This window comes from Paenibacillus thailandensis (genome assembly GCF_042685365.1).
In the GTDB taxonomy this organism is placed as follows: Bacteria; Bacillota; Bacilli; order Paenibacillales; family Paenibacillaceae; genus Paenibacillus_AP; species Paenibacillus_AP thailandensis.
In genome coordinates, this window is the sequence record NZ_JBHUMY010000013.1 from 112214 (window position 1) to 135487 (window position 23274).

Annotated in this window: 23 protein-coding genes; 16 read left to right on the forward strand and 7 right to left on the reverse strand. The window is 56.5% G+C overall.

The genetic code is table 11. From position 1 onward, the window contains the following. Positions 1 to 40: 40 nt before the first annotated feature. The 3 genes from ACFSW5_RS14150 to ACFSW5_RS14160 all read left to right on the forward strand — a co-directional run bounded on the left by ACFSW5_RS14150 (position 41) and on the right by ACFSW5_RS14160 (position 3435). On the forward strand, positions 41 to 733 hold the full coding sequence (locus ACFSW5_RS14150) for a response regulator transcription factor (protein ID WP_379274173.1): 693 nt from the start codon (positions 41 to 43) through the stop codon (positions 731 to 733). After that, entirely contained in the window at positions 730 to 2208 is a 1479-nt protein-coding gene (locus ACFSW5_RS14155; protein ID WP_379274176.1) for a sensor histidine kinase, read from the forward strand. The genes ACFSW5_RS14150 and ACFSW5_RS14155 overlap by 4 nt, the downstream gene beginning before the upstream one ends. Before the next feature lie 129 nt (positions 2209 to 2337). Further along, positions 2338 to 3435, forward strand: a complete 1098-nt coding sequence (locus tag ACFSW5_RS14160; protein ID WP_379274178.1) for a hypothetical protein — start codon at positions 2338 to 2340, stop codon at positions 3433 to 3435. Positions 3436 to 3595: 160 nt separating this feature from the next. Here the strand turns inward: ACFSW5_RS14160 and ACFSW5_RS14165 are convergent, their stop codons facing one another. Both ACFSW5_RS14165 and ACFSW5_RS14170 read right to left on the reverse strand, forming a co-directional pair. Further along, positions 3596 to 4351 carry an SDR family NAD(P)-dependent oxidoreductase gene (locus tag ACFSW5_RS14165; RefSeq protein WP_379274180.1) on the reverse strand — a complete coding sequence of 252 codons (756 nt, stop codon included), beginning with the start codon at positions 4349 to 4351 and terminating at the stop codon, positions 3596 to 3598. Between the two features lie 209 nt (positions 4352 to 4560). After that, the gene (locus ACFSW5_RS14170; protein WP_379274182.1) at positions 4561 to 4686 is read right to left on the reverse strand and encodes a hypothetical protein; all 126 of its coding nucleotides are present in this window, start codon (positions 4684 to 4686) and stop codon (positions 4561 to 4563) included. Between the two features lie 129 nt (positions 4687 to 4815). Between ACFSW5_RS14170 and ACFSW5_RS14175 the strand changes: the two genes are divergently transcribed. The 9 genes from ACFSW5_RS14175 to mglC all read left to right on the forward strand — a co-directional run bounded on the left by ACFSW5_RS14175 (position 4816) and on the right by mglC (position 15897). After that, positions 4816 to 5418 (forward strand): TetR/AcrR family transcriptional regulator, encoded by a 603-nt coding sequence (locus ACFSW5_RS14175; RefSeq protein ID WP_379274184.1) that lies wholly within the window; start codon positions 4816 to 4818, stop codon positions 5416 to 5418. A gap of 35 nt (positions 5419 to 5453) precedes the next feature. After that, positions 5454 to 6296, forward strand: coding sequence for an AraC family transcriptional regulator (locus ACFSW5_RS14180; protein ID WP_379274186.1), 843 nt, complete (start codon positions 5454 to 5456; stop codon positions 6294 to 6296). A gap of 87 nt (positions 6297 to 6383) precedes the next feature. Further along, a complete protein-coding gene (locus ACFSW5_RS14185) occupies positions 6384 to 7373 on the forward strand; it encodes an aldo/keto reductase (protein WP_379274188.1) in 990 nt (329 codons plus the stop codon). 288 nt (positions 7374 to 7661) lie between these two features. Further along, on the forward strand, positions 7662 to 9326 hold the full coding sequence (locus ACFSW5_RS14190) for a response regulator (protein WP_379274191.1): 1665 nt from the start codon (positions 7662 to 7664) through the stop codon (positions 9324 to 9326). Then, positions 9323 to 11071: a sensor histidine kinase gene (locus tag ACFSW5_RS14195; RefSeq protein WP_379274193.1), complete on the forward strand. Its 1749-nt coding sequence runs from the start codon at positions 9323 to 9325 to the stop codon at positions 11069 to 11071. Before ACFSW5_RS14190 ends, ACFSW5_RS14195 begins: the two co-directional genes overlap by 4 nt. Positions 11072 to 11073: 2 nt before the next feature. Then, the gene (locus tag ACFSW5_RS14200) at positions 11074 to 12057 is read left to right on the forward strand and encodes a substrate-binding domain-containing protein (protein WP_379274195.1); all 984 of its coding nucleotides are present in this window, start codon (positions 11074 to 11076) and stop codon (positions 12055 to 12057) included. 142 nt (positions 12058 to 12199) lie between these two features. Then, a complete protein-coding gene (locus ACFSW5_RS14205) occupies positions 12200 to 13213 on the forward strand; it encodes a galactose ABC transporter substrate-binding protein (RefSeq protein WP_379274197.1) in 1014 nt (337 codons plus the stop codon). 111 nt (positions 13214 to 13324) lie between these two features. Then, positions 13325 to 14839, forward strand: a complete 1515-nt coding sequence (locus ACFSW5_RS14210; protein ID WP_379274199.1) for a sugar ABC transporter ATP-binding protein — start codon at positions 13325 to 13327, stop codon at positions 14837 to 14839. A 41-nt stretch (positions 14840 to 14880) separates the two neighbouring features. Next, positions 14881 to 15897, forward strand: a complete 1017-nt coding sequence (gene mglC / locus ACFSW5_RS14215; RefSeq protein WP_379274202.1) for a galactose/methyl galactoside ABC transporter permease MglC — start codon at positions 14881 to 14883, stop codon at positions 15895 to 15897. Between the two features lie 78 nt (positions 15898 to 15975). Here mglC and ACFSW5_RS14220 read toward each other — a convergent pair whose 3' ends face one another. From ACFSW5_RS14220 to ACFSW5_RS14235, 4 genes are all read right to left on the reverse strand, one after another. After that, the gene (locus ACFSW5_RS14220; RefSeq protein WP_379274204.1) at positions 15976 to 16707 is read right to left on the reverse strand and encodes a MerR family transcriptional regulator; all 732 of its coding nucleotides are present in this window, start codon (positions 16705 to 16707) and stop codon (positions 15976 to 15978) included. Between the two features lie 149 nt (positions 16708 to 16856). Then, positions 16857 to 17444 carry a M15 family metallopeptidase gene (locus ACFSW5_RS14225; protein WP_379274206.1) on the reverse strand — a complete coding sequence of 196 codons (588 nt, stop codon included), beginning with the start codon at positions 17442 to 17444 and terminating at the stop codon, positions 16857 to 16859. A gap of 145 nt (positions 17445 to 17589) precedes the next feature. Next, a complete protein-coding gene (locus tag ACFSW5_RS14230; protein ID WP_379274208.1) occupies positions 17590 to 18096 on the reverse strand; it encodes a C40 family peptidase in 507 nt (168 codons plus the stop codon). 281 nt (positions 18097 to 18377) lie between these two features. Beyond that, positions 18378 to 19064 (reverse strand): peptidylprolyl isomerase, encoded by a 687-nt coding sequence (locus tag ACFSW5_RS14235; RefSeq protein WP_379274389.1) that lies wholly within the window; start codon positions 19062 to 19064, stop codon positions 18378 to 18380. 481 nt (positions 19065 to 19545) lie between these two features. Between ACFSW5_RS14235 and ACFSW5_RS14240 the strand changes: the two genes are divergently transcribed. From ACFSW5_RS14240 to ACFSW5_RS14255, 4 genes are all read left to right on the forward strand, one after another. Next, positions 19546 to 20457 (forward strand): alpha/beta fold hydrolase, encoded by a 912-nt coding sequence (locus ACFSW5_RS14240; RefSeq protein ID WP_379274210.1) that lies wholly within the window; start codon positions 19546 to 19548, stop codon positions 20455 to 20457. Between the two features lie 322 nt (positions 20458 to 20779). Continuing rightward, on the forward strand, positions 20780 to 21127 hold the full coding sequence (locus tag ACFSW5_RS14245; protein ID WP_379274212.1) for a DUF1806 family protein: 348 nt from the start codon (positions 20780 to 20782) through the stop codon (positions 21125 to 21127). Positions 21128 to 21181: 54 nt separating this feature from the next. After that, the gene (gene bshB2, locus ACFSW5_RS14250) at positions 21182 to 21835 is read left to right on the forward strand and encodes a bacillithiol biosynthesis deacetylase BshB2 (protein WP_379274214.1); all 654 of its coding nucleotides are present in this window, start codon (positions 21182 to 21184) and stop codon (positions 21833 to 21835) included. Between the two features lie 52 nt (positions 21836 to 21887). Next, positions 21888 to 22673: an alpha/beta hydrolase gene (locus ACFSW5_RS14255; RefSeq protein WP_379274219.1), complete on the forward strand. Its 786-nt coding sequence runs from the start codon at positions 21888 to 21890 to the stop codon at positions 22671 to 22673. Between the two features lie 144 nt (positions 22674 to 22817). Here ACFSW5_RS14255 and ACFSW5_RS14260 read toward each other — a convergent pair whose 3' ends face one another. Then, a complete protein-coding gene (locus tag ACFSW5_RS14260; RefSeq protein WP_379274221.1) occupies positions 22818 to 23234 on the reverse strand; it encodes a MarR family winged helix-turn-helix transcriptional regulator in 417 nt (138 codons plus the stop codon). Positions 23235 to 23274 lie beyond the last annotated feature (40 nt).

Sequence of the window (23274 nt, forward strand, 5' to 3'; positions counted from 1 at the left end):
CAATACCGCTTCTGAAGCGAGGTTAAGCGGAGGGGAACAGATGGAACGCAGATTGCTGGTCGTAGACGACGAGGCGAGCATCGTAAACGCGATCGCATACGCTTTTCGAAGGGAAGGGTACCGGGTCGAAACGGCATTCGACGGTGAAGAGGCGCTGGCGAAAGCGGCGGATTTCCGGCCGCATGTCATCGTCCTGGACGTCATGATGCCGAAGCTGAACGGCTACGACGTTTGCCGGCGGCTCGAGAACCGCAAAGGCGTCGGCATTATTTTGCTGACGGTCAAAAACGATATCGTGGACAAGGTGCTGGGCCTCGAGCTCGGCGCGGATGATTATATGACCAAACCGTTCGACCTGCGCGAGCTGACGGCGCGGGTGAAGGCGCTTATGCGCCGGGTGGAGAAGCTGGCCGAAGCGGCGGAGCCGGCGGACGTGATCGCGCTCGGCGACGTGCGCATCGGCGTCAAGCAGCGCTCGCTGCATGTCCGCGGCGAAGCCGTCGAGCTGACGCCGAAGGAATTCGACCTTGCCGCCCTCCTGCTCGGCCATCCGGACCGGGTTTATACGCGGGAGGAGCTGCTGGAGCTCGTATGGGGAATGGAGTACGCCGGGGGGACGCGAACCGTCGACATTCACATTCAGCGGCTGCGGAAAAAGCTCGGCGACACCCGGCAGGAGCTGCTACAGACGGTGTACGGCGTCGGGTACAAAGCTTCGGGTGAGCGGCCATGAGAAGCTTGAAGCTGAAAATGGGCCTTGTGCTGGCTGCCTTGCTTATTATGACGGTCGCCATTCTGAGCGTGCTCGTGCTGCGCGGCTTAAACGTCAACCAGCAGCTTCAGATCGAGGAGATGCTGGCGAAGCAAAGCCGGATCGCGTCCCAATACGTCCGGCAAAGCTACGTCACCGGCGAAGAACGGCTGCCGGCCGAAACGTTCATGGCGCATAACAGCCAGCGGATGGCGCTTTATTTGTCCATGCTGACCGGTCTGCCCATCGCTTTATACGATGCAAGCGGCAAGGAGACGGGCAGCTCTCTGGCGAGGCCGCCCGCGGATTCCATGTCCGATACGCTCGCTTATGCGCTGAGCGGCAAGATCGCCTATCAAAGCTCGGGCAATACGATTATGTACTTCGCCCCGATCCGGGCGGAGGATGAAATGCTCGGCGTTGTCCGGTTTCAATATTCGACGGCCAGGGAGCGGGCGTTCGCCGCGGAAATTCGGGATTTGTTCGAGGCGGCGGGGCTGATCGCGCTGGCGGCCGGTTTTGCGCTGGGGTACGGTTATTTTTACCGGCTGGCAGCGGTCATTACGAAGCTTAGGCTCGCCTCCAAGGATATCCGCGAAGGGCGTTATTTGAAGGAGCCGCCGGTGCGGCGGCGCGACGAGCTCGGGGATCTCGGCAGGGACGTCTATTATATGAGCGATTCGATCGAAAGGAACATTTCGGCGATGCGGGAGGAGCAGCGGAAGCTGGAGCTGGCGATCCGCAAGCTTCAGGAGCTGGAGAAGCAGCAGAAGCAGTTCATCGGCAACATCAGCCATGAATTCAAAACGCCGCTGACGGCGATCAAAGCTTACATCGAGCTGCTGTCGATGTACCGGGACGATCCGAAGCTGACGGACGAGGCGATCGAAAGCATGGGCAAGGAGACGGAGCGGCTTTACGAAATGGTCGATAAAGTGCTTCGGCTTGCCGCGCTGGAGAAATACGACTTCGAGCAGCAGGCCGAAACTGTCCGCCTGGACGAGCTGCTGCACGATCTGGGAAGCAGAATGCGCGGCAAGGCCGCCAAGTTCGACCTGACGCTTCGCGTCGAAGCCGAGCCGGCTGCCGTATGGGCGGACCGCGAAAGCTTGATTCATATTTTCGTCAACTTAATCGATAATGCCATTAAATATAACGCGCCGGGCGGCACCATAACCGTTCGGGCGAGAAACAGGGGGAGCTTTGCGGAAATCGAGGTCGAGGATACGGGCATTGGCATTCCGGGGGAAGCGCAGGTTAACGTATTCGAACCGTTCTATACGGTAAACAAGGACCGCTCCAGACAGTCGGGCGGAACCGGTCTCGGTCTGCCGCTCGCCAAGCGGTTGACGGAGGCGCAAGGCGGGACGATCGAGCTGGCCGCCTCGTCAGCGGCCGGGACGCTGTTCCGCGTCCGCTTGCCGGCAAGAGAGCGGCGGTCCGGCCGCTTGGAGTGACTTCGATAGAACTTTTTCCGCAACCGTTTTTTTTACAACCCAGATACAAGTTCGAAACATTCGGAGACGGCCGCGATACAATCGCGGTTTAAGATAAAACCATCAACGAAAGAGAGGGGAAATCAAACGATGAACAAATTCAAACTGACGGCCGGCGCGGCGGCCTTGTGCTGCACGGCGATGCTGGCTTCGGCATGCACCTTCGGCGGAGGGACGGGAGAACAGCCGGAGAGGGAGACGATTCAGAAACCGGATAAAACGATTACCGTCATTAACGAAACGCCGCCGGCGGCGTCCGTAACGGTCAGCAACATCGCGACGGTCGAGGATGCCCGGGGCATGAACTTCCTGGACGACGAACGGATCGTCTTCTCCAGGAAAAACACCGGCGTACCGCCGCAGCCGGTCGAAGGGGAGGAAGTTTATCCGAACAATCTGTACGTTTACGATCTGGCGGGCAAAACGTCGGAGCTGCTGGTTGAAGATCAGCAAAACCTGGGCTTCTCGGTGCTGTCGCCGGACGGCAAGCATCTGTTCTACAAAATGACGGAGGAAGCCACCGCGTTCGGCCGGATCCTCGACCTTGCGACGATGAAGTCCGTCAATCTGGACATCGAAGAGCCGATTGACTTGAACGGGGGCCAATGGATCGACGACTCTCATGTGCTGGTCAGCACGCTGTTCGGCAAAGTCGTCGTCGCCGACCTTTCCGGCAAGACGGAAACCGTGCTGGAGCCGGGCGGGGTGCTGCTCGGCGCGGCCGCAGGGGACGGCGGCATCTACTACATTCAAGGCGGCGACAACCGGGAGCTTTATTTTGTCGCAGACGAAGAAGGCGCGCAGCCGGAAAAAATCGCGGAAGGCGTGGAATGGATCATTCCTTCTCCGGACCGGAAGCAGCTGGCGATGGTCAAAGTGACGTCGGAAACGGAACGGACGTTGTCCGTCATCGACCGGAAAGGACAGAAGCTGCTCGATATCGAAAAAGGCACGCAAATTTTCGGCACCAGCTGGTCGCCGGACGGAACGAAGCTGGCGTACAGCTTAACGTCCGAAACGGGCGGCGACAACGGCGTGTTCGTAGCCGACTCGCTTACGGGCGAGAAGACAGGCGTGCTGGTCGGCCAAGCGTCCGATACGGTCGCTTGGTCCCCGTCGGGCAAGAAGCTGCTCGCCTCGGTGTTCGAGAACGACCGGTTCGTGACGTCTGTGATTACGCTGCAATAAATGAAAGCAAGGCCCGAGCAGGGGCCGCGCTTGCCTGATCTGCAACAGCCCCGGCCGCTCGTGAAGCGGACGGGGCTGTTGTTATGTCCGGACGCGCCCAAAAAGCCGCCTGCGGGCAGCGAAGGCTGCGGCGCAGGCGGCCGAGGCTCGGCGGCCCGGATTATTGGGCGGCCATGCCGCCGTCGACGGTGTAGAGGGAACCCGTGACGAACGACGCTTCGTCGGACAGCAGGAAGTTCATGACCGCTGCGACTTCTTCCGGCTCGCCGTAACGGCCGAGCGGAGTAGCCGCTTCGTTCGCTTTTTTGTACTCGTCGACAGTGCCGGAGTTTTGCTCGATTTGCCGCATCATGCGGGTGTTGATCGTGCCCGGCAGCACGGCGTTGACGCGGATGCCGAACGGCGCCAGCTCGTTGGCCGCGACGCGGGTCAAGCCGATGACGGCATGCTTGGACATGATGTAAGGCGACATGCCCGGAGCACCCATCAGTCCGGCAAGCGAAGAGGTGTTCAGAATCGCGCCGGATCGTTGTTTCTTCATGACCGGAATGACGTAATGCAGGCCTAGGAATACGCCGCGCACGTTCACGTTGTAGACGAGGTCGAGCGCTTGGACGCTTTGGTCCTCGATCATGGCCATAGGGCCTTCGATGCCGGCGTTGTTGGCGAAATAATCGATCGTGCCGAATTTCTCGACCGCTTTGTCGACGTAGCTTTGCACGTCTTCTTCTTTGGATACGTCCGCCGCTACCGCAAGCGAGTTGGAATCGTTCAGTCCAAGTTCCCGAATGACGGCTTGAACCGCTTCTTCCTTCAGGTCGACGAGCACCAGATTCAGCTTCCGTTCGGCAAGGCGGCGGGCAAGCTCTTTGCCGATGCCGCCCGCAGCGCCCGTAATAACCGCTGTTTTAGCCATATCTATTCGCTTCCTTCTTTGTAAATATGAATGGATTTGAAACCGGGTTTCATTTTATTGAGCTCATGTTTAGTGTAGTCCTCCCCGGCCGCATCCTCAATCATCAAAGAGCGCGACAATGTCAGCTAATCAACAGCATAGGGGCGGATGTTGACGGATCCAGAACATAACGGACAAAACGGGCCTTGCTGTTTACAATCCCGATAAGGCTATCGTTTCCGCGATTTCTGCTGCTTGCCCCGCGTATCGTTGGCGAGCTTGTCGCCGTATTGGTCCAACCGGGACGGGCTGGCGGCCGGTCCGTCGTTGTCCGGCTTGTTGTTGCGTCCTGTCATGCTTATCACCTCCAACGCTTAAGATGGGCGAAACGGCCGTCGTTCATACCGGACCGTAAGCGGTTTCTATCTTCCCTCGCGGTAAGTTATAATTGAAGCATACAGGCAAAGACAAGGAGGGCGGTTCGATTGAAAGCCGAAACGCAGCTGGACCGAAGGGCGAGAAGATCCCGGCAGGCGATCAAATCCGCCTTCGTTGCGCTCGTCCTGGAGAAGGGCTACGACGCGGTGACCGTCATGGACGTGGCGGAGCGGGCCGACTATAATAGAGGCACTTTTTATAAGCATTTTATGGGCAAGGAAGAGCTGCTCAAGGAAATCCGCGACGATTTCCTGGCGGCGGTCTCGGACGCGCTTCTGGATCCCTATCCCGGATTGGAGCGGATCGAGGCCGACCGGATCTTTCCGTCGACGCTGCTGCTGTTCGAGCTGATCGAGAAGCGGAAGGACGAATTCAAGGCGCTGCTTACGGCGGACAAAGGGATGGGCATAGAGCTGATGAACGCGCTGCGCCGGTCGATGAAGGACGATATGCGCATCGAGCTGGAGCATCGGGAACCGCCGGTCGATTACGAGATTATGCTCAGCTATCAGCTGTCCGCGACGGTCGGCGTCATTATGTATTGGGCGGAGACGAACTTCAAATACTCGGCGCGCTATATGGCCGAGCAGCTTTTTGCCTTGAACAGGAACAAGATGAAATCGATCGAATTCACCCACAAACCGGAGTAACGCGCCGGGCAATCACGGCGAAGGGAGCGAGCGAGATGGCGCTTTTTCACTATAATCCGGACGGTCCTTCGCGGGACAATCCCGCCATGTACCTGCACTACTGGGGCAAGGAGGATTGCGTGCCGGGCCATGCCGTAGGGCCGCTTATCCGCGATCATTACAAAGTCCATTTCGTTCATAAAGGAATAGGAAGGGTGCGGGCGGGCGATTCGATTTACGAGCTGACGGCCGGGCAAGGCTTTTTTATTTATCCCCATGTCGTCACGTATTATGAGGCCGACCGGGACGAGCCGTGGACGTATTCGTGGATCGGCTTTCAAGGGGACGAGGTCGAGCGGGCGCTGTCGCGGACTTCGTTGACGGCGGAAAGGCCGGTATTCCCGATGGATGTGAGGCTGATGCCCGCCTTGTATGAACGAATGTCCGAGATTGAATCGGATGAACGAAGCGCGGGCTTATATTTGCAAGCGCTGCTATACGAATTTCTAGCGGTGCTGACGACGGTCGCCCCGCTTCACGATACCGGCCGCTCGCACCCGCGGAAGCAGGACGTCTACGTCCATCAGAGCCTCGAATTTATCCATACGCATTACGGCGAGGATCTGTCCGTCAGCCAGCTGGCGCGGACGCTGGGGCTTGACCGCAAATATTTATCGGCGATCTTCAAGGCGTCGGTCGGCGTGCCGCCCCAGCAATATTTGCTTCGATACCGGATGGACAAAGCTTGCGAGCTGCTGGCGGAAGGCAAGTATACCGTAGGCGAAGTCGCCCGCTCCGTCGGCTACCGGGATGCGCTGCTGTTCTCCCGCATGTTCCGGAAGGCGAAGGGCGTTCCGCCGAAGGAGTACCGCCCCTTGGAGGCAGCGGGAAGACATTAATCCATATAATTCTTCCATTCTGATATAGGCCGGGCTTACGGTTGGAGCTACAATGGAGCTATCCGAAACAGAAGGAGGAGACAAGCGGTGACGTATAAAGCAGACGATCAACGATACGACAAGATGACATATAACCGAAGCGGAAGAAGCGGCCTCAAGCTGCCGGCGATTTCGCTCGGCTTGTGGCATAATTTCGGCGGCATCAATACGCTGGAGAACGGCAGGGCGATGGTGCGCCGAGCGTTCGACCTCGGCATCACCCACTTTGATATCGCCAATAACTACGGTCCGCCTCCGGGCTCCGCGGAGGAGATGTTCGCCGATATTTTGCGCAAGGATATGGCGCCGTACCGGGACGAAATGATCGTCTCGACCAAAGCGGGCTACTACATGTGGCCGGGACCGTACGGGGATTGGGGCTCGAAGAAATATCTCGTGTCGAGCCTCGATCAAAGCTTGAAGCGGCTTGGGCTCGACTATGTGGACATCTTCTATCATCACCGTCCGGACCCGAACACGCCGCTCGAGGAAACGATGACGGCGCTCGATCTGATCGTGCGCCAAGGCAAAGCGCTGTATGTCGGCTTGTCCAACTACAGTCCCGAACAGACGAAGGAAGCTTCGCGCATCCTGAAGCAATTGGGCACGCCTTGCCTGATTCACCAGCCGAGATACTCCATGCTGGACCGCCGGATCGAGGACGGACTCCAGGACGTGCTGGACGAAGAAGGTATCGGCTCCATCGTCTTCTCCCCGCTGGCCGGCGGCATTCTGACCGACCGCTACCTGAACGGCATCGCCCCGGATTCGCGTGCGGGGGGGCCGAGCGTATTCCTTCGCCCGGAAGACATTACGGACGAGGTGATCGGCAAGGTCAAGAGCCTGAACGAATTGGCCGCGGAGCGCGGGCAGAAGCTGTCGCAGATGGCGCTGGCCTGGGTGCTGCGCAAAGGACGCGTCACATCGGCGCTGATCGGCGCGAGCCGCGTCAGCCAAATCGAGGATGCCGTCGGCGCGCTGGCCGCTCCCGATTTCAGCGACGAGGAGCTTGCCGCGATCGACCGAATCCTGCAATAAGGCTTCCTTTTCGGGATGGAACGAAGCGGCTTTGGTCCGCCAACATAACCGTTTTGCCGCGTTACGGCGCGGCAGAGCGGTTTTTTGCGTTCTCAGGAATGCGCCGGGCGGTCTCTTCTAAAAATAAAAAGGTTTAACCGTTCTTTCTTGAAGCAGGAGGGCGAAGCTGCCTCCGACGCAGGCTGGGAATTGCAGGGCGGTCATTGACAACGCCGGAATCTGTGGTTGAATGATAAATACTGCAAGTGAAGTCGAAATTTCGCGAAGATTTGCGTTCGGGAGGACATTATGTACAAGCTGCTGCTCGTGGACGACGAGCCCGAAGTGACGGAAGGATTGACGGTCGAGATCGATTGGGAACGGCTTGGCTTTACGGAAGTGCAGACGGCGGGGAACGGCAGGGAAGCGATGGAGCTGTTCGAGAAGCTGGAGCCCGACGTGCTGATTACCGATATCAGCATGCCGTTCATGAACGGAATGGAACTGACGGAGTGGGTCAAAAGAACGTATCCGATTACCCGCATTATACTGCTGACCGGGTATGACGAATTTGAATACGCCAAGCAGGCGATCAGCCTTCAGGTGGACGATTATGTGCTGAAGCCGTTCTCCGGCAGCCAGCTGACGGAAACGGTTGCGCGGGTCGTCCGGCGCATGGACGAGGAGAGGGAGAAGCGCAGCAACGTGAAGCTGCTCGAGGAGCATTACCGGCTTACGCTGCCGCTTGTCCGCGAGAAGTTTCTGTCTTCGCTCGTTACGCGGCAGCAGCCGCTCGCCGCCATTCAAGACAAGGCGGACAAATTCGGCCTGAAGCTGGAGGGTGAAGGCTATCTCGTCTCCGTGATCGCAATCTACCATTCCGACTCGGAAGGAGAGCCGGGAGAGCCCGGGGAGCATGAGCCCGGCCATTCGCTGGCCGCGAGCGGCGATCTCGATTTGAAGCTGTTCTCGGTGCTGAACGTCGCGGAAGAAATATGGGAGCGGGATGGACGGGGCAAGGCGTTCATCCATCAGGACCGTGTCGTGTTATTGACGGTCAGCCGCCATGCGGATGCCGCCGGGGCGATGGACGAGACGCTCCCTACGCTTCAAGAAATTATGCAGAGCATCGAGCGGTTTCTGAGGCTGCCGGTCAGCATCGGCGTCGGCCGGTTCATCACGGAGATCGGCAGCCTGAAATACGCGTACGAATCGGCGTCGATGGCGCTCGATTACCGGCGCATTCTCGGCGGTAACCGGATTATTTGCATTACCGATATGGAAGAGCAGGTTCACGAGAAGCTGATTTTCGACGAAGCGAAGGAGCAGCTGCTGCTCAAAACCGTGAAGCTCGGCACGGAGAAGGAACTGGAGGAGCTTGTCGACCGGCTGTTTGACGATATCGCGCGAACGAACGCGCCGATGCGCGAGGTACAGCTTTATATGCTGGAGATGATTACGGCGATCATGAAATTTACGAAAGGGACGGAAGGCGGCGGCATGGACGAGCTGATCGGCGCGGGATCGGGCATTTTGTACGAATACGAGAAGCTGAATAGCCTGGACGAGACGAAGGCTTGGTTCGGCGAGCTGTGCGCCAAAGTCCGCAGCCGCATCGCAAGCCGGCGCCAGAATTCGTACAAGCGGATCGTGGAAGAGGCGATCGCTTATACGAAGGAGCACTACGGCGACAGCGAGCTGTCGATTGCCAAGCTGTGCCAGCATCTGCATATTAGCTCCGGTTATTTCAGCACGCTGTTCAAACGGGAGCTGAAGGTCACTTACGGATCCTATTTGCTTCAAATCCGGATGGAGGCGGCCAAGGAGCTGCTCCGGACGACGGATTTGAAGACGTTTGAAATCGCCGACAAGGTCGGCTTTGCCGATCCGGGCTACTTCAGCTTGTGCTTCAAGAAGTACGCCGGCGTTTCGGCCAAGGAATACAGAAACGGGCAGGCGGAATCGGCCACATGATGCGCAATAAAAGCATTCAGTTTATTTTGGCGGTATCGTTTACGTTATTTTCCGTTTTTATCATCGTGGCGGTCAGTGCGGTGCTGTACGGACGTTTCTCGGCGACGGCCGAGGAGAATGCCGTCCGCAATTCGCAGCAGATCGTCGACCAAGTCAGCTATAATCTGGAGACGTACGTTCAGAGCATATCCGATCTGTACCATATGATGGACCATATTATCGGGCAAAGCCGCGACGTCGATTCGGAGCTTCTGCGCAGCCAGCTGGAGACGATGATGTCGACGCGCTCCGACGTCGTGTCGCTTGCCTTGTTCGACGAGCGGGGCAAGCTTCTGTTCGACCTCCCCGACGTGGAGATGAAGCCGTCGCTCGACGTGCAGGGGGAAAGCTGGTTCCGGAGCGCGCTGGACACGCCGGGGCATCTGTCCATTTCTTTGCCGCATGTGCAGAATCTGTACCGGAAGCAGTTCCGTTGGGTCGTCTCCCTCAGCAAAAGCCAGACGGTGCTGCTGGACGGCAAGCCGGTGAAAGGCGTCCTGCTGCTGGACGTCAACTTCAACCAGATCGACCAGCTCTCCAATCGGGTGAGCCTCGGGGAGAAAGGCTATGTGTACATGGTGGACGAATCGGGAGGGAATATCGTCTATCATCCGCAGCTGCAGCTTATTTATGCCGGGGTGAAGGAGGAGAACGCCGAGCTGGCGCTCCGCCACACGTACGGCAGCTATTTCGACGAAGCGGCGGGGGAGAAGCGGCTGATCAGCGTGCAGACGATCGGGAACGTCGGTTGGAAGGTCGTCGGCGTCTCTTACATGGACGAGGTGATGACGACCCGTTCGGAGCTGAACCGCTCTTTGGCGCGGCTGATGGCGGGGCTTGCCATTATCGTCGTGCTACTCTCCGTGTTCCTGTCCCGCCGTATATCGAGGCCGGTCAAGCAGCTGGAGCTGTCGATGAAAAACGTGGAGCGCGGCAACTTCGACAGCGTCGCCAGCGGCGACGGGCCGCTCGAGATTAAACATTTGGCGGAACGGTTCAACCTGATGATCGGGACGATCAAGCAGCTGATGGAGCAAATCGTCGCCGAACAGGAAAGCAAGCGGAAATACGAGCTGGAAGCGCTTCAGGCGCAAATTAATCCGCATTTTTTGTACAATACGCTGAACACGGTCGTCCGGATGGTCGGCATGAACAAAAACGAAGAGGTCGTGACGACGATTACGTCGCTGTCCAAGCTGTTCCGCATCAGCCTGTCGAAAGGAAAGGCGCTGATCCCGATTGCGGACGAGCTGGAGCATGCTCGCAACTATTTGATCATCCAGCAAATCCGGTTTAAGCATAAATTCGATTATTCCTTCCGCATCGAGGATGAGGTCCGGCCTTATCGGACATTGAAGCTGATCGTCCAGCCGCTGATCGAGAACGCTCTTGTCCACGGCATCGAGCCGTCGGCGGACAAAGGGCATATTGCCGTTGCCGCTCGTCTTGAAGGGGGCCACGTCGTAATCGAAATAAGCGACAACGGGCTTGGCATGTCCGAAGAGAGACTTGCCGAAGTCCGTGCGGGAACGGCGAGCAGCGTGAAGGGCTCCGGCGTCGGAGTCCGAAACGTTCAGGAGCGGATTCGCCTTTATTTCGGCGAGCCGTACGGTCTGGAGTTCGAAAGCGAGCTGGAGGAAGGGACGAAAGTCACGGTACGGTTCCCGGCCGTGCTTGCGGATGAGTCCGAAGGGGGCGAACGGTAACAGTGGCGAAGAAGCAATGGAGAAGCTTGATGATCGGCGGGGCGCTGCTTGTCGTCGCGGCGGTACTGCTGCTGCCGGTATTCATTAAGGATTGGGCCGGAGACAAGGAGAAGCCGGAGGAGATGACGATTCAGCTGATTGTCCGGACGAGCGGAGGCGATTATTGGACGAACGTCATGATGGGGGCCGAAGCTGCGGTGAAGGAATTCGGCGTGACGATGCACGTTTCCGCTCCGGAGGGCGAAGCGGACGTGGAAGGACAGCTGGCGAAAGCGATGCGGACGCTCGATACGAACCCGGACGCGGTCGTGCTCGGCGCCAACGAAGACGAAGCTTTCGCTCCGTTTCTCGCGGAGGCGGAGAAGCGCGGCATTCCCGTTATCGCGATCGACAGCTTGCTCGCTTCGGGCAAGACGGCCGCCTATGTCGGCACCGACAATGTCGCGGCGGGACAAGACGCGGCGCACAAGATGGCCGAGCTGCTTCACGGCGAAGGAGATGTCGTCGTGATGAATTCCGGGATGGGCGGCATTAACGGCAGGCTGCGCGCGCAAGGCATCGAGCAGGCGCTTGCGTCCTATAGCGGCATCCGGACCGAAGAGCTGTCGTGCGCGGGAGACGCGGCCGATTGCCGCAAGCAGGTGGCGGCGCTTCTGCAGCGGCAGGACGTGAACGGCATTATTACGCTGAACACGCCTTCGTCGGAAGGGGCGGCAATCGCCTTAAAGGAGCATGGCGCCGGCGGCAAAGTCAAGCTGGTCGGTTTCGACAGCTCGCCCGAGCTGCTGGAGCTGCTTCAGGAGGAGCAGATCCAGGCGCTCGTCGTGCAAAATCCGTTCACGATCGGATACCTTGGCGTCAAATACGCGGTCCTGGCGGCGGATGGGGAGCGGGTCCCGGAGAGGACGGAGCTTGCAAGGAAACTAATCGAAAAGGATAACATGTTCTGGCGGGAAAACCAGAAATTGTTGTTTCCTGTAGTCTAATAGACTCAAATGATGAGGATTTTAATAAAAAAGATGAGAATTTTACATTCGAAATAACGCCCGTTTTCGACATAATGGAGGTGTAAGCGGAACCATCACGGGGAAGCTCGTAGAAGCATTCATCCATCAGGGGGTTATGTAGATGAAAAAGATTTCGATCGCGTTAATTGCAGGCGTCATGGCGGTAGCGGCGGCAGGCTGCTCGAGCTCGTCCGGCGGCGCCGGCGACAGCGGCACGCCAAAAGCCGGCGTGGCGATTTATAAATTCGACGACACGTTCATGAGCGGCGTGCGTGCGGCGATTTCGTCGGCGGCGGAAGGCAAGCTGAACGTCGACATCGTCGACAGCCAGAACTCGCAGCCGACCCAGAACGACAAAGTAGACCTTTTCATTACGAAAAAAATGAAGGCGATGGCGATCAACCCGGTTGACCGCACGGCAGCCGGCGTTATTATCGACAAAGCCCAAGCGGCAGACATTCCGGTCGTGTTCATCAACCGCGAGCCGCTGGCCGACGACCTGGCGAAATGGGACAAAGCTTATTTCGTAGGCGCGAAAGCCGAAGAATCCGGCACGATTCAAGGCGAAATCGTCGTCGATTACTGGAAAGCCCATCCGGAAGCCGACAAAAACGGCGACGGCGTGCTGCAATACGTTATGCTGAAGGGCGAGCCGGGTCACCAAGACGCCGAGCTTCGCACGAAGTTCTCGATTCAAGCGATTGAAGACGCGGGCATCAAGGTTGAAAAGCTGGGCGAAGACACCGCAATGTGGGACCGCGTAAAAGGCCAAGAAAAAATGGCGGCGTTCCTGGCTTCGAACGGCGACAAGATCGAAGCCGTTCTGGCGAACAACGACGACATGGCGCTTGGCGCAATCGAAGCGCTGAAAGCGGCTGGCTACTTCGCGGGCGATAAATACGTGCCGGTCGTAGGCGTAGACGCGACGGACGCGGGCAAGCAAGCGCTGAAGGACGGAACGATGCTCGGAACGGTTCTGAACGACGCCGAGAACCAAGGCAAAGCGACCGTCGAGCTTCTGAGCGTCCTCGCGAAAGGCGAAACGCCGACGAAGGAAAACACCGGCTACGACATTACGGACGGCAAATACGTCTGGATCCCTTACCAAAAAGTAACGCAAGAATCGGTGAAATAATAGAGACAGATAAAAGAGGCTAAAGAAGCGGGGGACGATTCCTTTCGTTCCCCTTTCTGCTGCCCGAATCTGGCTTATCTTAAGGCCAGTTGGATTAAAGGAGGCTATACAATGGCAGAGAAGCATCCTTATTTGCTTGAAATGAACGGCATTACGAAGACATTCCCGGGCGTCAAGGCGCTCGACAACGTTACGCTTAAAGTTCGTCCCGGCACCGTGCATGCGCTTATGGGCGAGAACGGCGCGGGGAAATCGACGCTGATGAAATGCTTGTTCGGCATTTATACGCCGGACGCAGGCGAAATCATTCTGGACGGCCAAAAGGCCGACATCAAAAACTCGAAGGACGCGCTTGCGCAAGGCGTCTCGATGATTCACCAGGAGCTTCATCCGGTGACGCAGCGAAGCGTCATGGAGAACATTTGGCTTGGAAGATTTCCGATGAAAGGCGTTGGGCCTTTCCGGTTTATTGATCATAAAAAGATGTATGACGATACGGTAAAGCTGTTCAAAGACTTGAACATGAAGCTGGATCCGAAGCAGCTTGTCGGCGAGCTGTCCGTATCGAAAATCCAGTCGATCGAAATCGCGAAGGCGGTATCGTTCAACTCGAAGGTTATCGTCATGGACGAGCCGACTTCCTCGCTGACGGGGAACGAGGTTGAGGCGCTGTTCGAGATCATCAACGAGCTCCGCTCGCGCGGCGTATCGATCATCTACATCTCGCACAAAATGGAAGAAATTTTGCGCATTTCCGACGACGTTTCGATTATGCGCGACGGCAAATATATCGGAACGTGGCCGGCGGCAGAGCTGACGATCGATCAGATCATCACCCGTATGGTCGGCCGCGACTTGTCGAACCGGTTCCCGGAACGGACGCATGTGCCGGGCGAAGTGATGCTTCGGGTCGAGAACCTGTCCTCGCCGCTGCCCAAATCGTTCCAGGACGTATCGTTCGAATTGCGCAAAGGCGAAATTCTCGGTATCGGCGGCCTTGTCGGCGCGCAGCGCACCGAGGTAATCGAAGCGCTGTTCGGCCTTCGCTCCATCAAGTCGGGCACCATTTACAAAGACGGCAAGCCGATTAAAGTGAAATCGCCGAGCGAGGCCAAAAAGCATAAAATCGCGCTGCTGACGGAAGAACGCCGCGTGACCGGCATTTTCCCGGTATTGTCGATTACGGAAAACACCGCTATCGCAAACCTGGGGCTGTACCAAAACAGTCTTGGCCTTCTTAACGGCCGGAAGATGAAAGAAGAAGCGGTCAAAGGCGTTGAGAAGTTCAAAACGAAAACTCCTTCGGTCAATCAATTGATCCGCAACCTGTCGGGCGGCAACCAGCAGAAAGTATTGCTGGCGCGCTGGCTGCTCACCGAGCCGGATATCCTGCTGCTGGACGAGCCTACCCGCGGTATCGACATCGGCGCGAAATACGATATTTATCAGATCATGATCGATCTTGCGAAGCAGGGCAAGAGCATCATCATGATTTCGTCGGAGATGCCGGAACTGCTCGGCATGTCGGACCGCGTCATGGTTATGTCCGAAGGACGGGTGACCGGCATTCTGAACAGAGAAGAAGCGTCGGAAGAAGCCGTTATGAGGCTTGCCGCACAGAAATAAGGCATTCACCGATCGAGGATTTATAAGGAGGCTTGCGACAGATGGACGCATCCAAAGGATTGAGAGTTAAAAGCGCGTTTTCGCAAAATATAATTTGGGTTGTACTCGTTGTACTTCTTTTAGCTATTACGGCTATCGATGCCAACTTCTTTTCGGTAACGACACTGAGAGACGTATTGATTCAATCTTCGACTCGTCTCATTATCGCACTCGGGATCGCATTCATCATTATTACGGGCGGTACGGACTTGTCCGCCGGACGTATCGTAGGTCTCAGCGCCGTTGTCTCGGCATCGATGCTGCAAAGACCGGATTACGCGAACAAGTTTTTCCCGGACATGCCGGAGCTGTGGCTGATCGTTCCGATTCTGATCTCGATTGTAATCGGTCTGATTGTCGGTTTGATCAACGGCTTCATCGTATCGAAGTTTAACGTTCCGCCGTTTATCGCTACGCTGGGTACGATGGTTGCCGTATACGGGGCGAACTCGTTGTACTTCGACATGGAGCCCAACAACTCGCAGCCGATCGGCGGTCTGCGTTCCGATTTCACGAACATCGGTTCAGGAGCGATCGGCAGCGGTCAATTCTCCGTTCCTTATATCGTTCTGATCGCGATTTTTGTAGCATTCATAGTATGGGTCGTTTTCAATAAAACCCGTCTTGGCAAAAACATGTATGCGATCGGCGGCAACATCCAAGCCGCGCACGTATCGGGCATTAACGTTGCCCGTAACCTGATGTGGCTGTACGCTATCGCCGGCGCCCTTTACGGTCTGGCAGGCGTGCTCGAAGCGGCCCGTACAGGCGGCGCATCGAACAACTACGGCAACATGTACGAGATGGACGCCATCGCAGCCTGCGTAATCGGCGGCGTATCGGCAACAGGCGGCGTCGGTAAAGTGAAAGGTATCGTCGCAGGCGTTCTCATCTTAACCGTCCTTAACTACGGTTTGACGTACATCGGCATCAATCCGAACTGGCAGCTTATTCTTAAAGGCTTGATCATCGTTGTAGCGGTAGCGTTCGACCTCCGCAAATATGCGGCGAAGAAATAAGACAAGAACAATACGGCCGTTTCCCGGATCCCTCCGGGAGACGGCCGTTGTTTTTTTGAAATAAGAACAGACGTCCTGTCAGAAAGGGAAAATAGCGCGGAATAAACGGCGTTTTTTGGGGCGTTCGTCGATTTCGGCGGGAAACAGGGGGGTTACCGGCAGAGCGGAGGCCTCCTTCCCGGCCGACTTCATGTTTTCGATGCTTGCGGCAAGCTGTTTAAGCGTACTGCGGATTTCTTCCAGCTCTCTTCGATGCTCGAGCAGTTGAACGGAGACGACTTCGTCCGCCTTGCGCGCAAGCGACAATTCGAGACGCCCGATACGCTCGAACAGCTCGTCCGGCGTGTTGTCCTGCATAGAAGGGAACTCTGAAGCGGATGATTTATCCGACAGGGTCGCTTCGGCTCCGGGCGACGAGGAGCTTGGCGCTGCGGGAGCGGCCGCCGCATCGGCGGCAACGGGAAGCGCATGGGCGGGAGCGTCCGCCGCATCGGCATCGATATCGGCAGCATGAAGCGCATCGGCAGCCGCCGCAGCCGGATCGGCGATGCCCGCAGCCGCGCCGCCGCCGTCCTCATGCCGCAGCTTCGCTTCGGACTGCTCGACCTGCGCCGGATTGCCGTTCTCGTGAAAGCTCGCTTGTATGCTCGCCTGAATGCGGCGCAGCGCGGCGATTTCCGGATCGCCGAACACAAAGTGGCCGAGACGGTCTCTTCGGGCCGAGGAGGGATCGGTTCTCACCCAACGGAGAATCGTCGTTTGACTGACGCCAAGCTCTCTTGCGACATCCTTCGTCTTCAACAATGCCATCTGAGTATCACCTCATCATTAATGGTAGTTGTTGCTTGTGAAGAGAAGTATTCGCGCTTTGGCCGCCCGTCCCTTCCGCCTAGACAAAGGTAGTGTTCAATCGCTAAAAGAAGTGGCGAGTCGACCGAATACGCACGTATGGGCCGCCACTATTCTACCGGAGGCTGCTTTCCTCGCTGAAGCTCGCGGATGGACAAGCCGAAGGTCATCTGCAGATGCGGATAATCGGGATTGGCCCAATCGCCGCCCCATTCGAAGCCAAGCTCCTTGGCGGCATCGACAACCTCCATCCAGTCGGAGACGCCGTTGCCGTTGCCGTCGTACTCCAAATCCCACAAGGCGTTGCCGGCTTGGTCAAGCAGCGCAAAGTCGATCGCAAGTCCGTAATTGTGGTACGATTCCCCGCCGCGGGCGTTCGTTACGACGCTTCCGGAGGCCGTACGTCCTTGCTCGTACAGCTTGTCCTGCTCTTCCGCGCTGCGGAACTCGTCCGAAATTAGGACCCGGATGCCCTTGTCGGCCATCTGGCCGACTAATTGCCGCTTTGCTTTTTCCACGATCGGATTGAGGGCCGAAGCCGCCGTTTCGCGGACTTTGGGTTCGGGCTGGCTCTCGCTCTCCGCATTCCATAGGTTCAGCAGCAATAAGCAGCCCGCTGCGCATAGCAGCAAGCCGAACCATTTGCGCCGGGAAGAGGCTCGCCGCGGTGCCGGATACGTTTGCGCTCTCGTTTCCATTCGATAAATCCTTTCTTGCGTCAAAATGAAATAAACCCCGCTTCTCTAATCTATTATCTCCTATATCGGTTCCTTTTTAACAAGGATAGAGATAATAGTTTAAATCGAAGCGGGGTAAACTTTAAAATTTTCTTAAATCATCGACTTAGAGTACCCGTCTGGCTGTCGCGTAACGGTACGAATATTTGCTCAGGTCGGCGATATAAACGCCGTTCATATTGCCGCCGATCGTGTTGTGAATGAATTTGCCGTTGCCCATGTAAATGCCGACATGGCTGATCTTGGACGTTTTGCCGTTGTTAAAGAAGATGAGGTCGCCTTTTTTCAGATTGCTTTTGGATACGTAAGCGCCTTGCTTGCTTTGGTATGCCGTGCCCCATTTCAGGCTGACGCCGTATTTGGCGAAGACGTATTTCGTGAAGGACGAGCAGTCGAAAATAAGCTTGCTAGGGTTGTTTACGCCGAATTTATACGTCACTTTGCCTTGCAAAGATTGTGCAAAAGAGATAATGCCGTCGGCTTTGGCCGAAGCGGTCGCGGAAGTCGCGGCATAGGCTTGTCCCGTATGCGGGCCGACCAATGCGTTCGCGGACATCAAAGTAAAGCAGCATGCCGTTGCAATAAGCGCTTTTTTCATCCAGCTGTTATTCATAAAGAACGGGCCTCCTGATGTATGTCTTGGTGATTGCTCTTGTACCCGAAGTATAACATGGGCGGAAATCCGTTCGTGAAAGGTTAGGCTTTTCTAATCTAGCCATTTTTTCCATCCCGGAGAACGGCAGGCAGGACCGGAAGAAGGCTATCGAAACGGGGAGAAAAATGAGAAAGAGTTCTCTTAAAAGGACATAAAAACAGACCCGGCTTGCGGCGATTGCGCCGAAAAGTTACGGGTCCGTTTCGCGTTTGTTGCATGTTGAGGCCGGCGCTCCGGGCTTATTGCCCGGTTTTGTCCGGCTCCGGGTATTCGACGCCGAACGTATCGACCGTCACTTTCGCCATGGACATCGGATCAAGCGGCTTGTCCGACGCATCGCGTTTCTGGTTGACGATCGCGTCCACCGTCTCCATGCCGGAGATGACGACGCCAAAAGCCGCATATTGGCCGTCCAGGTAAGCGGCGTCTGCCGTCATAATGAAAAACTGCGAGCCTGCGGAGTCCGGATCCTTGCTTCGGGCCATCGAGACGACGCCCCGCCGGTGCAGCAGATCGTTCGTAAAGCCGTTTGCGGCGAATTCGCCTTTGATGCTGTAGCCGGGTCCGCCCATGCCGGTCCCTTCCGGGTCTCCCCCTTGAATCATAAAGCCGGGAATGACGCGGTGAAAGATCAACCCGTCGTAAAATCCTTGCTTGACGAGAGATATAAAATTGTTGACCGTGTCCGGCGCGACGTCCGGCAGCAGACGAATTTGGATCTTGTCCCCGGTATTCATCTCAATCGTGACAACCGGGTTTTTTTGCCCGTCTTTGCGGGTTTCGCTCGCCGCCAGCGGCGTTTGCTCCTTGGCGTCCGGCGAAGCCGCGCCCGTTTGGACCGAACTCGCCTCTTTGGGGCCGCATGCGCCGATCAGCAGGAGCATCACTGCCGCCATCAGAAGAAGTAACGATTTTGTCGCGTTCATTGCTTTCACTGAGCAGCAACCTCTTTTCCGTTGTAAAATCTACATTTCGTATGGTAGCACAAGTTCCGCACGGGAATCCACAAGCGACGATATAGGTCTAACGAGCGATTCAGAGAGGGAGATACGATTTGGAACTGACTTCGGAGGAATTGGCGACGCTGGAGCAGTTGACTCTCCCCTCGGCCTTGTATCCCAACTGGTTTGCGGCGAAGATGCTCGATCCGCTTATTGCAGACGCGCTGAAGTGAAGTTATAGCCTATAGATGATCAACCCTATAAAATATTTCCGGCCCTAATAGGATTAATAATTCGATCCTTGGAGGGCCGCTTTTTTTGCGTTTTGATTGTTGTCCTCCATAGTTCATTTTTTGTTACTAATGCACTTTTTTATAACTACTTTTCAAAAGTGCCATATGCATATAGGATTGGTAATATCTCGAGAGAAAACTTTAGAGGCCTCGCCTGCAAAGGAAGTGGAGAAATGAACAGGAAATTTAGCGTCGATTCGAACGAATACCCGTTTCGGGACCGCTGGATGCCTTATCGGGACGGAACGATTCATTACATCGACGAAGGAAGCGGGCCTGCGGTTTTGCTGCTTCACGGCAATCCGACCTGGTCTTATTTATATCGGAACGTGATTCGGGAATTGAGCGGGGAATGCCGGCTGATTGCAATCGATTATCCCGGCTTCGGGATGTCCGCGGCGCCTTCCCGGTACGGCTTTACTCCGGGCGAGCATTCGGAGGCTGTTACGGAAGTGATCGGGCGGCTTGGATTAAAAGATTTTGTGATGGTGGTTCAGGATTGGGGCGGCCCTATCGGCATGAGCTATGCCGTTCGACATAAGGAAAATATAAGAGGAATCGTCGTCATGAATACGTGGGCCTGGCCGGCAAAGCTTCTGGCCATGAAGCTTTTCTCCTTGGCGATGGGGGGCTGGCCGATCGGCTACCTGCTGCAGACCAGATTGAATTTTTTCGCCAAGACGATTGTGCCGCACGGCATATACCATGCCGAGAAGGTGACCGACAGCTTAAGACATGCTTATACGGCCCCTTTCCCGACGCCGGCTTCCCGAAAACCGACGTGGGTATTCCCGAGGTCGATCCGGAAAGCGGGCCGCTGGCTCGCGGAGATTGAAGCCGGGCTGAAGCGGCTTTCGGAGCTTCCCGCACAAATCGTTTGGGGAATGAAAGACAGCGCCGGTTTCCCGGTCGAAGAAATGAGGAAGTGGCAAAAGGTTTTCCCTTTGCACGAAACGGAGATGTTGGAGGATGCTTCGCATTACGTTCAGGAAGACCGGCCGGACCGTGTCGCGTCAGCCGTTCGAAGAGTGCTGGAACGAACGAAAACGAACGAAGCCTATGCTTCCGATACAAGCCGGGAATAAATATCATTTTGCGCCGGTACGATTGCTAAATACGAAGCCGCCGGGCAGCGGGGGCCTGAGCTTCAATGCGCACTCTCCCGGTAAGAGACGAGCGGATCGGTCGAAATACGCTTCAATTAGAAATAGCCGCGGTTCAAAACTTTCACAGTTTTGGCGACCGCGGCTATGCTGTTGGCCAAATTTAAGACTGTTAGCCTTAAATCCTTATCGCAATGACCGGATTTAGCGTTTGAGCGGGGAAGCAAGATAAGCTAGAATAGGGATACGCCGCAAAAGCGTTTAATCATAATAGAGACGGCTAGTTCTATGGGAGGGAACACGCATGCAATATATTGAACCGGTACACGTGCAGCGGCTTCTCGATACGTTGAAAAACCGCGAACTGTATGTTCATCTGGAAATTACGAACGGCGCATACACCTCGCATACCGATAAATCGCGGCTTGTCGCCGCCAACTTCATCAAGAACGTCCCGATCCGCTATTCGCACGGCTCGATATCCGGCAGCGGTCCGTACCGGGTCGGCTTGAAGCTGGAGCAAGGCGGTTGGGTATTCGCCGAAGGACTGACCCATTACGACGAGAGGGAGACCGATCGCATCATTCTGGAAGGGCATGACCATGACGGCAAGCTCGTCGTAGCGCTGCTGCTTGGACCGGAGCCGTTCTGACGGCCATTCCGCATGCCGAAAAATGAAGCTTTTACAGAGAAAGGAAGGGCGATTATGGAACGAATTCTTGTTGTGCTGCCGCATCCGGACGACGAATGCTTCGGTTTGTCCGGAACGCTGGCTTCCCATATTCACGACGGAGCGACGGTGACGTACGCTTGCTTGACGCTCGGACAGATGGCTCGCAATATGGGCAATCCGCCGTTCGCGAATCGAATCACATTGCCGGAGATCCGCACCCAGGAGCTAAGGCGGTCGTGCGAGGCGATCGGCATTCAAGATTTAAGGCTGCTCGGCTTCCATGACAAAATGATCGAGTTCGAGGACCGGGAGCTGCTTGACGGCAAAATCCGCGCGGTCATCGAAGAGGTCAAACCGGACATCGTTTATACGTTCTACCCGGGCTTTGCGGTACACCCCGACCATGACGCAACCGGAGCCGCCGTCGTCCGCGTCGTCGGCGGAATGGCCAAGGACAGCCGGCCTGCCGTTCGGGCGATGGCGTTCGCGGTCGGACACGAGGAGGCGCTTGGGGCGCCGGACGTGCATGTAGATGTAAGGCGGTTCATCGAGCGGAAGCTCGCTTCCATTCAGTCCCACGCTTCGCAGTTCCATATGCATGCGGCGTTCGGCAGCAAGCCGGGGGAAAACGACGAAATCATGACAAGGCTTGGCACCGAACGGTTCTGGACGTACCGCTTTGAGTAAGAAGCCGGGGCGGGCGGCAAAGTATAGATAGGATAGGAAGGGGAAGCGACGGATGGCATTGTTTCAGTGCGATTTTTATTCGGATACGCTGCGGGTATCCGCGTCTATGAACGTTGTGTTGCCGCAGAAGAAGGAAGCGATCGGATTAACGGGCCGCGCCTGGGAGGACAAGTACCCGGTGCTTTATTTGCTTCATGGCTTGTCGGACGATCATACCACATGGATTCGCAAAACGTCGATCGAACGGTACGCGACGGACAAAGGCGTTGCGGTCGTCATGCCGGACGTCGGCAGAAGCTTCTACGCCGACATGAAGCGCGGCTACTCCTATTGGACGTTCGTGACGGAGGAGCTTCCGCAGCTTGCCCGTTCCTTCTTCCCGCTGTCCGACCGGCGGGAAGACAACTTCGTGGCCGGCCTGTCGATGGGCGGCTACGGCGCCTTCAAGATCGGCTTGAGCCAGCCCGATAAATATGCCGCCGCGGCAAGCTTGTCCGGCGCGCTCGATATCGCGTCCAAGGAAGACGATCCGTGGGGCTTGTTCCTTCCGCTGGAGGCCGAGAATATCTTCGGCAGCGCGCAAGAGGTGAGGGGCGGGGAGAACGACCTGTTCCACCTGGCGGAACGCTTGGCCCGTTACGAAGGACCAAAGACCAAGCTGTTCCAATGCTGCGGCACGGAAGATTTTCTGTACGAAGACAACCGCCGTTTTCTTGCCCATGCGACGAAGCTTGGACTCGACGTGACCTACGAGGAAGAGCCGGGCACGCACGAATGGGGTTATTGGGATGCCAAAATTCAGCGCGTCCTCGATTGGCTTCCGCTCGACCGGGAATAACCGTCCCTTGTTCCCTTTAGCCGGCGGGCGGCAGACCGCTTGCCCGGCCGGCCTAACGGGACAAGGCATTCCGTCTGGCCGATCAAGCCGCTTCTTGTTATTTCCTCATAGAAAAAAGGCCTCGTAAAGGCCTCTCTCCCTCATTCAATCGATATAAGTACGGTTAACAATCTCCAAATATTGTATGAACTTGTCCAGATCCTCTTCGGCCCAATCCTGGAACACTTGCTTGAACCGGCTCAGCCGATACGCCTGCGCTTCCTCCAGCTTGCGCTTGCCGAGCTCCGTCAGCTCGAAATAGCTCGCTCTGCCGTCGTCCGGATCGGGCGTCCGTGTCACATAGCCTTTATCTTCGAGCGCCGTCGTTTGGCGGCTGATCGTCGATACGTCGAGCCGGAATTCGTCGGCCAGCGCTTTGACGCCGATTTTGCCGAGCACGGACATTTGGTACAGCAGCAAGTAGGCCGAGCGGTCAAGATCGGCGAATTTTCGGTTGAAAGAGGCTCTCCGGTGTAGGATGCTAATTTCGTAATCAAGCGACTTCAGTTTGGAATCCCTCATCAAATCATACCTGCTTTCCCGAGTCGTATAAGCTTTCAAA

What these genes read in the sequence shown, in the direction of transcription:
- ACFSW5_RS14220 (WP_379274204.1), bottom strand. Translation starts at nt 16,707, where the DNA reads ATGGCATTGTTGAAGACGAAGGATGTCGCAAGAGAGCTTGGCGTCAGT.
- ACFSW5_RS14255 (WP_379274219.1), top strand. Translation starts at nt 21,888, where the DNA reads ATGGCATTGTTTCAGTGCGATTTTTATTCGGATACGCTGCGGGTATCC.
- ACFSW5_RS14210 (WP_379274199.1), top strand. Translation starts at nt 13,325, where the DNA reads ATGGCAGAGAAGCATCCTTATTTGCTTGAAATGAACGGCATTACGAAG.
- ACFSW5_RS14260 (WP_379274221.1), bottom strand. Translation starts at nt 23,234, where the DNA reads ATGAGGGATTCCAAACTGAAGTCGCTTGATTACGAAATTAGCATCCTA.
- ACFSW5_RS14195 (WP_379274193.1), top strand. Translation starts at nt 9,323, where the DNA reads ATGATGCGCAATAAAAGCATTCAGTTTATTTTGGCGGTATCGTTTACG.
- ACFSW5_RS14155 (WP_379274176.1), top strand. Translation starts at nt 730, where the DNA reads ATGAGAAGCTTGAAGCTGAAAATGGGCCTTGTGCTGGCTGCCTTGCTT.
- ACFSW5_RS14240 (WP_379274210.1), top strand. Translation starts at nt 19,546, where the DNA reads ATGAACAGGAAATTTAGCGTCGATTCGAACGAATACCCGTTTCGGGAC.
- ACFSW5_RS14205 (WP_379274197.1), top strand. Translation starts at nt 12,200, where the DNA reads ATGAAAAAGATTTCGATCGCGTTAATTGCAGGCGTCATGGCGGTAGCG.
- mglC (WP_379274202.1), top strand. Translation starts at nt 14,881, where the DNA reads ATGGACGCATCCAAAGGATTGAGAGTTAAAAGCGCGTTTTCGCAAAAT.
- ACFSW5_RS14235 (WP_379274389.1), bottom strand. Translation starts at nt 19,064, where the DNA reads ATGAACGCGACAAAATCGTTACTTCTTCTGATGGCGGCAGTGATGCTC.
- ACFSW5_RS14150 (WP_379274173.1), top strand. Translation starts at nt 41, where the DNA reads ATGGAACGCAGATTGCTGGTCGTAGACGACGAGGCGAGCATCGTAAAC.
- ACFSW5_RS14160 (WP_379274178.1), top strand. Translation starts at nt 2,338, where the DNA reads ATGAACAAATTCAAACTGACGGCCGGCGCGGCGGCCTTGTGCTGCACG.
- ACFSW5_RS14190 (WP_379274191.1), top strand. Translation starts at nt 7,662, where the DNA reads ATGTACAAGCTGCTGCTCGTGGACGACGAGCCCGAAGTGACGGAAGGA.
- ACFSW5_RS14225 (WP_379274206.1), bottom strand. Translation starts at nt 17,444, where the DNA reads ATGGAAACGAGAGCGCAAACGTATCCGGCACCGCGGCGAGCCTCTTCC.
- ACFSW5_RS14165 (WP_379274180.1), bottom strand. Translation starts at nt 4,351, where the DNA reads ATGGCTAAAACAGCGGTTATTACGGGCGCTGCGGGCGGCATCGGCAAA.
- ACFSW5_RS14245 (WP_379274212.1), top strand. Translation starts at nt 20,780, where the DNA reads ATGCAATATATTGAACCGGTACACGTGCAGCGGCTTCTCGATACGTTG.
- ACFSW5_RS14230 (WP_379274208.1), bottom strand. Translation starts at nt 18,096, where the DNA reads ATGAATAACAGCTGGATGAAAAAAGCGCTTATTGCAACGGCATGCTGC.
- bshB2 (WP_379274214.1), top strand. Translation starts at nt 21,182, where the DNA reads ATGGAACGAATTCTTGTTGTGCTGCCGCATCCGGACGACGAATGCTTC.
- ACFSW5_RS14170 (WP_379274182.1), bottom strand. Translation starts at nt 4,686, where the DNA reads ATGACAGGACGCAACAACAAGCCGGACAACGACGGACCGGCCGCCAGC.
- ACFSW5_RS14180 (WP_379274186.1), top strand. Translation starts at nt 5,454, where the DNA reads ATGGCGCTTTTTCACTATAATCCGGACGGTCCTTCGCGGGACAATCCC.